12 protein-coding genes are annotated in these 13,283 nt (G+C 37.6%); 10 read left to right on the top strand and 2 right to left on the bottom strand.

From position 1 onward, the window contains the following. Nucleotides 1-6: 6 nt before the first annotated feature. Both KNQ97_RS14325 and KNQ97_RS14320 read left to right on the top strand, forming a co-directional pair. Nucleotides 7-630: a LysE family translocator gene (locus tag KNQ97_RS14325; RefSeq protein WP_000463103.1), complete on the top strand. Its 624-nt coding sequence runs from the start codon at nucleotides 7-9 to the stop codon at nucleotides 628-630. Between the two features lie 162 nt (nucleotides 631-792). Next, nucleotides 793-981, top strand: coding sequence for an NF038215 family lipoprotein (locus KNQ97_RS14320; RefSeq protein ID WP_000735804.1), 189 nt, complete (start codon nucleotides 793-795; stop codon nucleotides 979-981). A gap of 126 nt (nucleotides 982-1,107) precedes the next feature. Here KNQ97_RS14320 and metG read toward each other — a convergent pair whose 3' ends face one another. Next, entirely contained in the window at nucleotides 1,108-3,171 is a 2,064-nt protein-coding gene (metG, locus tag KNQ97_RS14315; RefSeq protein ID WP_253612384.1) for a methionine--tRNA ligase, read from the bottom strand. Between the two features lie 286 nt (nucleotides 3,172-3,457). Here metG and KNQ97_RS14310 point away from each other — a divergent pair, with 286 nt between their 5' ends. From KNQ97_RS14310 to KNQ97_RS14300, 3 genes are all read left to right on the top strand, one after another. Further along, nucleotides 3,458-3,958, top strand: a complete 501-nt coding sequence (locus tag KNQ97_RS14310; protein ID WP_000206127.1) for a hypothetical protein — start codon at nucleotides 3,458-3,460, stop codon at nucleotides 3,956-3,958. 146 nt (nucleotides 3,959-4,104) lie between these two features. Further along, entirely contained in the window at nucleotides 4,105-5,334 is a 1,230-nt protein-coding gene (gene apbC, locus KNQ97_RS14305; RefSeq protein WP_253612383.1) for an iron-sulfur cluster carrier protein ApbC, read from the top strand. A 144-nt stretch (nucleotides 5,335-5,478) separates the two neighbouring features. Then, nucleotides 5,479-6,351: a 5'-methylthioadenosine/S-adenosylhomocysteine nucleosidase gene (locus KNQ97_RS14300; protein ID WP_001159884.1), complete on the top strand. Its 873-nt coding sequence runs from the start codon at nucleotides 5,479-5,481 to the stop codon at nucleotides 6,349-6,351. Nucleotides 6,352-6,381: 30 nt separating this feature from the next. On the opposite strand, the gene KNQ97_RS14295 is transcribed toward KNQ97_RS14300, so the two are convergent. After that, the gene (locus KNQ97_RS14295; RefSeq protein WP_000605100.1) at nucleotides 6,382-6,948 is read right to left on the bottom strand and encodes a DUF2062 domain-containing protein; all 567 of its coding nucleotides are present in this window, start codon (nucleotides 6,946-6,948) and stop codon (nucleotides 6,382-6,384) included. Nucleotides 6,949-7,304: 356 nt separating this feature from the next. Between KNQ97_RS14295 and KNQ97_RS14290 the strand changes: the two genes are divergently transcribed. The 5 genes from KNQ97_RS14290 (at nucleotide 7,305) to KNQ97_RS14270 (ending at nucleotide 13,280) form a co-directional block, all read left to right on the top strand. Then, complete coding sequence (locus KNQ97_RS14290) at nucleotides 7,305-7,898, top strand: LysE family translocator (protein WP_000626777.1); 594 nt, start codon at nucleotides 7,305-7,307, stop codon at nucleotides 7,896-7,898. Nucleotides 7,899-8,012: 114 nt separating this feature from the next. Next, nucleotides 8,013-8,582: a dCTP deaminase gene (gene dcd, locus KNQ97_RS14285; protein ID WP_000985728.1), complete on the top strand. Its 570-nt coding sequence runs from the start codon at nucleotides 8,013-8,015 to the stop codon at nucleotides 8,580-8,582. Between the two features lie 296 nt (nucleotides 8,583-8,878). Beyond that, nucleotides 8,879-10,186: a hypothetical protein gene (locus KNQ97_RS14280; protein ID WP_001248735.1), complete on the top strand. Its 1,308-nt coding sequence runs from the start codon at nucleotides 8,879-8,881 to the stop codon at nucleotides 10,184-10,186. A gap of 222 nt (nucleotides 10,187-10,408) precedes the next feature. Then, nucleotides 10,409-12,541 carry a hypothetical protein gene (locus KNQ97_RS14275; RefSeq protein WP_253612401.1) on the top strand — a complete coding sequence of 711 codons (2,133 nt, stop codon included), beginning with the start codon at nucleotides 10,409-10,411 and terminating at the stop codon, nucleotides 12,539-12,541. Between the two features lie 13 nt (nucleotides 12,542-12,554). Next, complete coding sequence (locus tag KNQ97_RS14270; protein WP_253612382.1) at nucleotides 12,555-13,280, top strand: DUF6160 family protein; 726 nt, start codon at nucleotides 12,555-12,557, stop codon at nucleotides 13,278-13,280. Nucleotides 13,281-13,283: the final 3 nt, after the last annotated feature.

Here is a 13,283-nt window from a genome sequence, read left to right as displayed (position 1 = left end):
AATACAATGTTTGAGTCCCTTATTCCTCTTTTTTCAATTGCGATGGCATTGATGCTTGGAGCAATAAGTCCTGGGCCAAGCTTTATTTATGTAGCGCAAAATTCAATATCTAAATCACGTAAACATGGCTTGTTTACGGCATTAGGGACGGGCACGGGTGCAGCTCTTTTTGGCTTTTTAGCAGTTATGGGGTTACAGGCAGTTTTATTGGCAGTGCCTTCAGCTTATCTAATTTTAAAAATTGGTGGAGGGCTGTATTTGCTTTGGCTTGCTTTTAAAATTATTAAACATGCCAAAGAACCAATTGCCATGGAAAATGATGCCAAATCGAAAATGACTTATAAACAAGCCTACCGATATGGTTTGATTACTCAGTTAAGTAATCCGAAAATTGCTGTTGTACTAGCGAGTGTTTTTACTGCTTTACTGCCAAAAGAAATTCCAAATTATTACTACGTCGCATTACCGCTCATTTGTTTTATGATTGATGCAGGTTGGTACTCGTGTGTAGCAATGCTTTTATCTTCAGAGAAGCCTCGAAAAATGTATTTAAAAGCAAAAACGGGTGTTGACCGAGTGGCTGGAAGCATTGTTAGTGTATTGGGCTTAAAGTTAATCTTCTTCAAATGATAAATCTTTAATTAAAATATCTAAAAAATATAAAGCCAACTCTTTGTAGTCTGGCTTTATTTTTGCGCAAAATATATACAAATTGAAATATCTTTTTTAGCACTTAAATATTTAAAAAGTGGTAACTTAATTAATAAAACAAAAAGAAATGAGGATCACGTTATGAAAAAACTAATGGTGAGCATTTCGGTTGTTTTTTTCATCTTAACTACAGGATGTGAGATGAGAACAACAAGTAAACAGCAACCTTCAAATGAACGGGCGATGAGTATTGCTGGTTCTCCGGTTTATGAAAAAGACTACAAAATTCCCGATTTACAAGCCAATAATCATGAGCAATCTAATTATTAATTGATGGATAGAATGTCTCACATATAGCACTTTAAATGTACTCAGTGCAGATAAGCCTGCTTATTTTAAAAAGTAGGTTAGAAATAAAAAAGCTCCCAATGTAGGGAGCTTTTTTATGAATCTAGATTAAGAAACTTTATCTCCAGGTTTTGCACCGCTATCTGGTGAAATAATGAAAATGCCTTCATCATTTCCGGCAGCAAGTACCATACCGTTTGAAACACCAAAACGCATTTTACGTGGTGCAAGGTTAGCCACCATCACGACCAATTTACCTTTTAGGTCTTCTGGCGCATATTGACTACGAATACCACTAAATACATTACGTGGTTCAGCTTCACCTACGTCTAAAGTAAGTTGAAGCAATTTATCTGAACCCTCAACTGTACCTGCCTCAACGACCTGAGCAACACGTAAGTCAACTTTTAAGAAATCTTCAATACCGATAATTTCAGCTTCACCAACTGCTGGAGTAGGGGCTGCTTTTTTCTCGGCAGATTTCTCTATTTTCGCTGCTTTAGTCGCTTGTGGAACAGGAGCACCTAAAGACTCTTTAGAAGCATCGACCATGGCTGCAACAGCTTTTGGATCAACACGCTGCATAAGAGGCTGGAACTGCGCAATCTCATGGCTTACAAGAATTTGTTTACGTGATTCGAAATCAAAGCTTTCAAGTTTTAAGAAATCTTGAACTTGCTGAGCTAAAGTTGGCAGAACTGGGGCTAAGTACACTGCTAATTGACGGAATAAGTTGATACCGACAGAGCATACATCAAGAACTTGTTGTTCTTGACCTTCTTGTTTGGCAAGAGCCCAAGGTTTTTTCTCATCAATATATTGGTTTGCGCGGTCAGCAAGCGCCATGATTTCACGGATCGCTGTAGAGAATTCACGCGCTTCATATGCAGCAGCAATTGAATCACCAGCATCAATAAAACTTTGTACTAAGTCAGATTCAGCACATGTACTTGATAGCGTATTGTTAAAGCTGCTGTTAATGAACTTAGCACAGCGACTAGCAATGTTAACCACTTTACCGACTAAATCTGAATTTACTTTCTGAACAAAATCATCAAGGTTCAAGTCAGAGTCTTCAACTTTATCTGAAAGTTTAGATGCAAAGTAATAGCGTAAATATTCTGGGTTTAAATGTTGTAAGTACGTCTCGGCTTTAATGAAAGTACCGCGAGACTTAGACATTTTTTGTCCATTTACAGTCAAGAAACCATTTACGAACAAGCCTGTTGGAGTGCGATAGTTCGCCCCTTCAAGCATCGCAGGCCAGAATAAAGCATGGAAGTAAACAATGTCTTTACCAATAAAGTGGTAAACCTCATTTTGACTATCTTTCTTCCAGAAATCATCAAAGTTTAAATCTGGGCGCTTAGTTTTGATATAGTTTTCAAAACTAGACATATAACCGATTGGGGCATCTACCCACACATAGAAATATTTATTCGGTGCATCCGGAATTTCAAAACCAAAATAAGGAGCATCACGAGAAATATCCCAGTCTGCTAAACCTGCTTCAAACCATTCATCCAATTTGTTAGCAATTGAAAGAGGTAAGCGACCTTCATCGCGGGTCCATTTTTGCAAATATTCAGCAAAGTTTGGGAGCTTGAAGAAATAGTGATCTGATGATTTTTCAACTGGTGTTGCACCACTTAAAGTCGAACGCGGATTGAGTAACTCAGTCGCATTATAAGTTGTACCACACACTTCACATGAGTCGCCGTATTGATCTTCTGACTTACATTTTGGGCAAGTACCTTTAATGAAACGGTCAGACAAGAACATACCTTTTTCCGGATCAAATAATTGAGTTACAGGTCGAACTGCAATATTTCCGGCTTCACGGTTTTTAATATAGATATCTGTTGAACGAGCTTTGTTTGCATCACTATGAGTTGAATCATAATGATCGAAATGTACGCCAAAACCGTCAAAATCACGGATGTGTTCTTTTTGAACATTCGCGATTTGCTCTTCTGGGCTAATACCATTTGCTTCGGCACGTAGCATAATTGCTGTACCGTGAGCATCATCCGCACATACATAAGTCACGTCATGACCCATTGCCCGCATGGCACGAACCCAGATGTCTGCCTGGATATAACCGAGTAAATGACCCATATGAATTGGACCATTGGCATAAGGGAGGGCATTGGTGACTAAAATTTTACGCACGGATCTCATTCTCTCATTCGTATTTATAAGGTGGAAGATTTTAACTGATGCAGGAAGATAAGCAAAGATTAATAATCTTTGACTAAATATAAGAGGTATCTACAAAAATGGACTTAAAGCCAGAAGTTATTTCTCTTTAGAACAGATAAACAAATCAAAAAATATTTGAATCTTCCTGTATTGTCTTTGTTTCAAATTGCAGTTACGGTCAGAAAATAAGCCATAACGATGTATAACTAATAACTTATTCAGGTAATTTTTTTAATTAACGATGAGGATAACAACGATGACTACTGAAAATAAATTAGATGAATTAAAGGCAAAAGCGGCTGATGCAAAAGTACAAGGTGAAAAAGCTTTGGACGATTTAAAAGAAAATGTAAAAGAGAAACAAACTGCGGGTAAAGAAGCAGTTGCAGATAAAGTAGATGAGCTAAAGACCAAAGCGGCCGATGCAAAAGTACAAGGTGAAAAAGCCTTGGAAGATTTAAAGGAAAATGTAAAAGAAAAACAAGCTGCTGCAAAAGAGGCGGTTGAAGATAAAGCTAGTGATTTGAAAGGCAAACTTGATGATGCTCAGCATAGCCTGCAAGATAAGTTTGATCATTTACGTACTGAAGCAGCGCATAAACTTGATGATGCTAAAGCCAAAGCTGCAGAATTAAAGGAAGAGGCGGCTACAAAATTTGATGAGTTAAAAACTCAAGCAACTGCGAAATTTGATGAGTTGAAGAAAACAGCTACCGAAAAACTTAATAAATTGAAAAATCATGATTCTGCTGAATAAGCTGATTTAAACTAAAATCCGTACTCCTTACCTAAAAGATGAGTTCTGAAGTTAGTAATTATTCATCCCAAGGTGAGCGAGTGCGGAGCAATACTGTTACACTATCTCCATTAAGCTGTAATGATCTGTTTTTTGGAGTAAACAATATGTCTTGGCTTTCTTCATTAAAATCCGTTTTTTCACCCACACAAGAAGTGAAAGAAGAGGAAATCCAAACCGTACTCCAAAATTATTTATTGCCAGATTCAAAAGATGCTTTAAAAGAGCGCATTAGTCAGCTTCAAGTACAAGGTCGTGTTTTGCAACTCACCATTAATACTTTCCCAGACGAAAAAGAATACTTGCAGCAAATTCATGATGATTTAGCTGGCGCTTTGCAAAAGTGCGGTATTGAAGAACTTAATTTACATGTAGTTCAACAAAAGCGCCCTACACAAGAGAGTTCGGGTCAAGGTTGTTCATCTAAAGCACCTAAAGAAAGTGCGAACTTACCTCCTGTGCTTGATGCCTCACCTAAGTCTGAACCGGATCCAAATAACCCACCAATTCAGAAAGCAGCGCCGCAACAAAGAGATGTGCCACTTCATCCTCGAATCAAGAATGTTATTTTAGTTTCATCAGGTAAAGGTGGTGTTGGTAAATCGACAACAACGGTCAATTTGGCGCTTGCCTTACAAAAAATGGGACTTAAGGTTGGGGTATTAGATGCTGATATCTATGGACCAAGTATCCCGACCATGCTAGGTAATGCTGGTAAAACTCCTCTGATTGAAAGTGAAAATTTTGTACCGTTAGATGCTTACGGTATGGCTGTACTTTCTATTGGACATCTAACTGGCGATAACAACACACCTGTTGCATGGCGTGGGCCGAAGGCTACAGGCGCTCTAATGCAATTATTTAATCAAACGCTTTGGCCAGATTTAGATGTACTCATGATTGATATGCCGCCGGGTACAGGCGATATTCAGCTGACACTTGCTCAGCGTATTCCAGTGACTGGCTCAATCATTGTGACGACCCCACAAAATGTTGCTTTACTGGATGCGACTAAAGGCATTGAATTATTTAATAAAGTTGGTATTCCTGTATTAGGTGTCGTTGAGAACATGTCGACCCACATTTGTTCAAACTGTGGGCATGAAGAGCAAATTTTTGGTATCGGTGGTGGTGATAAGCTTTCCGAGCAATATCATATTCCATTGCTAGGTCGTTTGCCTTTAAATGCTCAAATACGTGAGCATGCGGATCAGGGCAAACCGAGTGTGATTGCAATGGATGATGCAGCTGATAGTTATATCGATATTGCGAAAGCGGTGTGGCAACAGATTGAGAGAGTTCCTCAGCGTGCACGAGATGATAAACGAATCTTTTGATTCATCTGACCCGACTTTAAGTCGGGTTTTTATTGGCTGGTTAAAAGAAAAATTTAAATTACTGAATCTAAATAACAAAGCTAAACTTGAAATTGGCATGCAGATTGCTACTTTACGCTTCTTTTTCAAAGAAACAGGTGGAAAATGCAATTTAAGTATAGTTTGGGCGTTATCAGTTTATGTAGCGCTTTATTTTTAGTTGGATGTAATGATGACAACTCATCAGTTTCACAAACACCAACTGTTCAGGAACAAAAACAGAAGTTACAGCCGATTATTATTCAGGGTGCTTTACCCGTAGAGTCGGAAAGAATGGCTTCAAAGTTAGAAAATAAAACTGTTGAAACAATAGGTGGCTGGACCTTTTGGAAAGGAACCTACAATGGTTATCCAATGATTATTTCTAAAACACGTATGGGGATGAGTAACTCTGCTGCCGCAACCGCTTTGGCAATTGAACGGTATAAACCGATTGCGATTATTAATCAGGGAACAGCAGGGGGGCACGATCCTGATCTTCATGTTTATGATATTGTTTTAGGAAAATATGCAACCAATATTGGCGCTTTTAGAACGCCTAAACAGCCATTAGGTGGCGGTTCAAACTCACTTACATGGGTTGAGGCTTTTGATGTTTTACCGACAGAAGAATCTGACCCTGAGCCTATTGCAATTCGCAAATTTGAAGGTGACCAAGAGCTATTAATGGCGGCACATAAAGTACGTTATGACAAAGGTGAAGTGGTTGAAGGAACGATTGGCTCGGCAGATGTTTGGAATAATGAACTTGACCGAATTCAATTTTTCCATGAGCGTTATGGTACCTCAGTTGAAGAAATGGAAGCGGCTTCTGTTGCACAAATTGCAAGCCAGTTTAATGTTCCGTTTTTAGGAATTCGAATTTTATCTAATAATATTACCAATAATGGAGCTTATGACCCTGGTACAGGAGAAGCTTGCCAAGACTACGTGCTTAACGTAGCTGAAGAATATATGAAATCTAAACTACCAAAATAACAATTTAATTTTAGGCAAGAAGATGAATTCTTATAGAGCGTCTTCTTGTTTTTTATGTCCTGTTCTATTTTTCCAGTTTCGAATGACCATCCAACGCCAGAAAATCTCAGTCACTATATATAGTATGGTTGCAAATACAAACGCTTCGACAATGAGACCTGATATTAAAATTTTAGCGAGGCTCAAATCGATATGACCATGACCAAAATGCGTAATCCAACGTGAAATCTGATGAAGCACCCCTAAAAGCATTTTCTTATTTATCATATGCACATGATAAATATGGGCACCAAACCAGAAACCAATATATAAAATAGGTGCTAATGTAAGAGGATTGCTGAGCCAAGCAAGCATTAAGCTAATAGGTAAATTAACTTCAAACAGTAAAACTGCCATAACAATAAATACACTATGAAAGGGTATAGGCAGTAAACCGAAAAAAGTCCCTACAAAAATGGCGCGAGTAATAGATTTACGGTTGACATACCAAAGCACAGGATTAAGGGTTTTTTGCCCGAAAATCCTTAAAAATTTCATATTTGTAACTTTCTCTGGAGAAGGAAGCCAAGATTGAAAAAATTGCTTTGCCATAATCATAGGATAGTAGAGCTTAGGAGCTCATATAAACACAAAGAAACAATATATTAATTGAAACTTATTAAAAGCTTAAAAATTAAACTTACTGCGGTAATAATTTATTATAGGCCTTTTTAATGTAAAAATAGATTTAAAATAAAAATACTTATATTACTTAAATACAATTTGGTACGTAAAACGCTGTGACTGACTCTATAGTTTTTTAGCTTAGAATTAATAAAATTTTAATAAATTATTGTTTATAAATAATTTTTAAATTTTATTTCTTAAGATGTTAAAAAATTGTCTTACAATTAGATTTTGCCTTCTAGAATAATATCTATTAATCTGAGATGACTACATTGTGAGGTCATTCAATGATTTCATGGCTTTTTATTGGCTTGGTTGCCACTATTTTACTTACCCCTGGCCCAACAAATACTTTACTTGCATCATCAGGAGTACAAGTAGGCCTTAAAAAATCTGCTAAATTAATTCCAGCAGAAGTTCTAGGGTATGTGATTTCGATTTCAGCTTGGGGAATGTTAATCGGGAAAGTTTCTGCAACGCTTCCTTTATTACCTCCTATACTTAAATTGCTCAGTGCTTGTTATATTATTTTTTTAGCAATTAAATTATGGCACACGGCAAATCAACAGCTTGAACTAGATCAGCCAACTATTCGCCCACGTGAATTATTTTGTGCAACTTTACTAAATCCTAAGGCATTACTTTTTGCTTCAGCGATTTTCCCTGTTGCAGCGTGGACTAATTTTCATATTTATCTCATTCATATGCTGGCTTATTTAGCTTTAATTACCCCGATTGCCTTATTCTGGATTTTTTTAGGGTCAGTCTTGGCTGCAAATAAAGTACGTTGGTTAAATCAATCAAATTTACAAAGAACAGCCTCGTTGGTTTTAGTTAGTTTCTCAATTCCAATTAGCTATTCTGCTTTATTAAATCTTTAAAAATTTATTCCGGGCTATTCTTAGCGATAAGAGTAGCCGCCATTGTTTTCATAATTGCTTTTTTACGTTAAAGTACGTCGCAATCAATGAAATTACCTTTTGGATAGAAAATACATGGCTATTAAGTCTGATCGTTGGATTCGCGAGATGAGCGAAAAACACGGCATGATTGAACCTTATGCAGAGAATCAAGTCCGTTTTGATAAGAATGGCGAAAAATTGATTTCCTACGGGGTCTCTAGCTATGGTTATGACGTACGCTGTGCCCGCGAATTTAAAGTTTTCACTAACGTACATTCTGCAATTGTTGATCCAAAAAATTTCGATGAAAAAAGTTTTATCGATATTGAGTCTGACGTTTGTATTATTCCGCCTAATTCATTTGCTCTAGCGCGTACAATTGAATATTTCCGTATTCCACGTAATGTTTTGACTGTATGCCTTGGTAAATCAACTTATGCACGTTGCGGTATTATTGTAAATGTCACTCCTTTAGAGCCAGAATGGGAAGGGCACGTTACTTTAGAATTTTCAAATACCACGAACTTACCTGCGCGTATTTATGCGGGTGAAGGTGTAGCACAAATGCTATTTTTCGAAAGTGATGAAGTATGCGAGACCTCTTATAAAGATCGTGGTGGTAAATACCAAGGCCAAACTGGGGTTACACTTCCTAAGACATAAATTGTTAAAAATAGATGAGCTTTAAAAATGGGTCACTTTAAGTGGCCTATTTTTTATATATACCTTAAAAAGTGACGTTTATCGGAATATTAATAAGGTACGTTTTCTTTTGTAAAAAATGATATAAAATGATCAAGAATTGATTTTTTTCTTTGATGTGGATCACACAAATTAAAAAGAAGCGAAATCGTAAATATCGGTATTTTTCTTATGTATTTAGTTTAAGAGTACATTAAAGAAAAAGAAGCCAAATAAAAAGAAATTAGATTATGCCCCCAAGGATACGGAGGTCGGTCATGCGACAGTTTACGTCTCTTCAGGTTGCGATATTAGCACTCGGAAGTTTATGCTTTTCTTCAGCTTATGCTGGTTCTACCTTAGTTCCAATGTCTGATGCTGAGTTGTCAGCTACTCGTGGTCAAGCCTTGATGAGTATGTCCTATATTGCGCCTACCGATGCTGCAAGTAATTCTAATACTAACGGAAACATGGGCTTCTATCGACTTGCTCTAGATGCCCAATTAGAACTGAATGCCAATATTAAAAAATTACAGTTAGGTTGTGGTGGTGTCAATGGAGCAGGGGCCTGTGATATTGATATCGATTATTTAAGCTTAAGTGGTGGTACTGTAGATAGTACCAGTGCTGAACGTGCTGCCTCTTCAGCAGTTATTACTAATCCATTTTTAGAGTTCGCTGTTAAGAACCCGAATTCAGCGTCTACACGTGAAATACAAGGTTTCCGATTAAGTGCTAAATCGCTTTCGGGTTTACTTACCTTTGGTTTGCAAAATGGCGATGCTGCGAGTGGTATTAATTCTTTGAGTGGTTACTTAATTACTAAACCAACAGGCGGGACTGTGACAACGAATCCTTACTATGGTATTACTCAAGATGAAACAAACACAGCAATTACTGGTCGAGCAACTGTTCTAGGACAGGGTGTCACGGTTCCTTTTACATCCACTGCATATAACTTAAATTTAGGTGTAGGTACGGGTACATTGTCGATGGGGGAACAGATTATTACGGGTAAACGTATAAATACGGCTAATTTAAAAGCGACAGCTACAGTCGGCGGTCTGGCTATTAGTGGGACCCTAAATGCTACAGCTTCAGTACTTGGAATTCCTATTCCTATTTCTGGTAATGTAACAGGTTCTGTAGATAATCTAGATGTTAATGTAGCAATTAAACAAAGTCTGGGTTATTTCCATGCTGCACAATTAAATGGATCCGCAGGGTATCTTTCCGTACAGGGGGTAAATATTCTATGGCCTGAAGCTGCTTCTACTGCACAGACTGGGTGGTGGCTAGAACTCACAAATCCAATTGATATTGGCCAAATTACTCCTACAGGTAGCGTTGATATTGCACTTTCTACAATTGTTGATGCATTAGGACAAGTAAGTGCTTACTTAAATAGTCCAGGTCACGCAGTAGAATGTGGAATTTTAGCAGCTAACTGTTTAATAGTAGGGAATCTTCCTGTAGGGACAGTTGATTTAACAGGAAAAACGCCAGCCTCTATGACCTTAACTAATGTTGTCTTACAAAAACAAAATTTCTCAGCTAACTGTTATGGCTCTTTGAAATTCTGTTAGTTGAGCTAAAAATCAATATTTTCATTCATCGGAAAAAAGCGTTTTTGCTGATTTAATTTTGCATTTGAGTAAATATTCAGCATAATGGAAATGTGGAAAGATTGGCAATTTTTAGAGTTTGCCCCTAGTGAGATGAAAAAGGAAATAATTTCATCTTGCCTCAAGGACTGTTAAAGAAAAAGAAATATGGTGCGCGGCATCGTATAAAACAGGAAGGTCATGATGACTACACTTAATTATACGGTCGGTTTTCAAAAAACCGTTTTAGCAAGCTTAATTGGACTCTGTTTAAGTCAACCTAGCTTTGCTCTTGAAGAACTTTCTGATGCCGGTTTAAGTGAAACTACAGGCGAAGGTATTGCAATATTACCCCAAAATGCATTTATGGTATTCCGTGGTGCTGGTCCAAATGAATCTGTAAATCAAATTATTACTGATCGTAGTAAGGATACTGGCTATATCAACTATGTGCCTGTGGGACCCTTAAGTGTTGCAGCCGCAGATACAAGTGGTAATGGTAGCGTTGGACCTGAAGATAAAGCTGTAGGTAAAGCTGATATCTTTCTTTATGGTTTAGCACTTTCCAAATCGGACAGTGATGCAAACTCACGTATTGCCAATACTGCAACAGCAGCAGCGATTTCAAGTTGGGGAACAGGTGCGAACCCATGGGTATTTAAAGTAAAAACTTCCAACAATGTTCCTAACTTTAGCACTACAGATAGTGGTTTTTATCCTGTTACATATCTATCTTTAGAAGCTCCTTTGTATCAACCTACCATTGATGGTGCAGAAGGAGCTGATGCATATAATTTAAAATTAGGTTTATGGTTAGATGCATTTGTACGGAATCCTAATATTGTAGCGACTACAGATGGCTCTTTAGCACAGTTCCAGTATGGCGATAGTAATGGACTAATTGGTACCAGTATTGATACAAATCGGGCTAACCGATTGCGTTTACAAGGTGTTTTAAATGGCTTTAGTCTGAATGGCAGCCAGATTAGTATGTTTCAAACTTTAGGTGGAGCAACTACTACAGGTGGAATGAGCCCCTTTTACAATAATACTTTAGGAATGTCTGGCCTAGTCCGCTTAAATACAGGTGATAGCAAAAATACTAGTATTGTGACTGAAAACGTTACGAGTCAAACCCAGACATATGCATCGAGTACCAATAATGGTTGGCAAACAGTACATGCTGGTGCAAATTCAACTTTAAGTACAAGTAGTAGTGGTGATTGTGGTAACAGTGGAACAGGAAGTTTTAGTACTTCTCGTGGATGTCGTTACTATGTAGAAAATAGAACTAGAACAGATACAAAAACATCGAATAAAACACGAATTGCCTTTAATGATACAAGTAAAGTCTTACGATTAAGCACTCGTGAAACATCAGATTCACCAAATGCATCAAATAATTTATATACACCAGCATTAGGTTCCACAAGTGCTGTAGCACCAAAATTTGCTGATAGTGAGGGTTTATATTTATACAATCCAAATATTAATTTAGTATTAGGTAATTTATATCAACCACTTATTTTAGGTTCTGATGGTAAAAACTTTAGTATAGAAATTGCACGTATTGCCAATAAACCAGAAATATATAAACAGATCTATACTGATTACACTGGTGCTGACGCGACTTATAAAGGCTCTACTTGTAATGTTTACTCTTGTGCTAACCCAACGCATAGTAGTATCGCAATTGGTACGGTCTATAGTCCTGATAATGGAAAAACCTTGTTAGCAAATACAGGTGAAGGGGCAATAGGCGTTTCATTTGGCCGCTTAATTTCAACTGGAACACAAGTTTCCGGAACTTCTGCTGGTAGTTTGGTGTCATTGAACAATTCTGTGTCTGGAACTACCTCCGCAACTATGACAGAAGTCCGTTTTAAGCAAAGACAACAGAATACTCAAACATGGAATCAGGAATATAGTTGTGGTTTATTTAATTCAGACTGTGGTTATAAAACTGCTGGTTATTTATATCAGTGGGAATATAACCAAGGTACAGGTACTTGGGTTATCACAGATCCAAAAGCTAAACCCGCCGATGCACCAAAGTGTTCTGGTGCATTAGGATGTACAAGCACATCAGGTTCAACTCCAATGTATGGAACTGTTTCAAACCGTGATTGGAGTAATTCTGCTATTCCATGGCTTACATCAAGAAATGCTGTTGTCAATGATTTAATTGGAAGTAGTAATGGCACCACAGGCTATGTGATTCCAACTGCCAATCAGGCACCTGCATTATCCAATATTAGTCCTCTAAACAATTTAGGTTCAGCTGTTATTGATGGTGTTTTAATTCAACATTTAAAGCTCACCACAAAAGGTCTATAAGAGGAGTAACGCGATGAAAAAAATAACTGCTTTACTCTTTGCTCTTTGTGCAACTGTGACTCATGCAGAATTGCAAACCTTGGATAATGATGCATTACAGGCAATTAATGGCCAAGCTGGTGCTGATTTATCTTTGATGCTTAATTTAAACCAGACCAGTAACGGCATATTTGATAATGGCAGTGGCGGCGTTTGTGAAAACGTAGAGTTCTGTCATATTGGTTTAGCAATTAATAAACGCTTTGTGCAAACAGACGCGACTAAGCCAAGTGGTTGGGCTGAAAATAGCGACAGCGGTAATAAACTTTGGTTAGTATTTAAAGGTGTGCAAGGCACTTTAAATATTCAAAAAATGGGTTTAGATGGTGCTGATTTAAAGTATCTTGATAAAAGTAATACTGAAATTATAAAACCGGCTCTTCAACTGAGTTTTAGTGCAGCACAGCCAATTTTAATTCGTAATTTTGGTTTTAATGCTCTGTCAATTGAGCAAGATAACTTTACGAGCTCAACAACAACCCAAGGCTCGAGTGCAAATATGTATGATTATGCATATTTCAAAAAGCCAACTTATGCAGCGACTGCTAATAGTGCGAACCAGCAAGTGGCTACTGCAACCCCATCGGCGTATGACTACGGTCGTGAAACAGGATTTATGGGCTTAATGATGAATGGCAACTTAGCAATTCAAGGAAAAGTCATGGTCTTTAGCTGTGATGGAAGCCATCCACGTTGTTAAAGG

The sequence above is a fragment of the Acinetobacter sp. UC24323 genome (assembly GCF_024151445.1).
In the GTDB taxonomy this organism is placed as follows: Bacteria; Pseudomonadota; Gammaproteobacteria; order Pseudomonadales; family Moraxellaceae; genus Acinetobacter; species Acinetobacter baumannii.
Note: the sequence above shows the minus strand (reverse complement) of the source record. Positions and strands in the feature narration are given on the sequence as shown.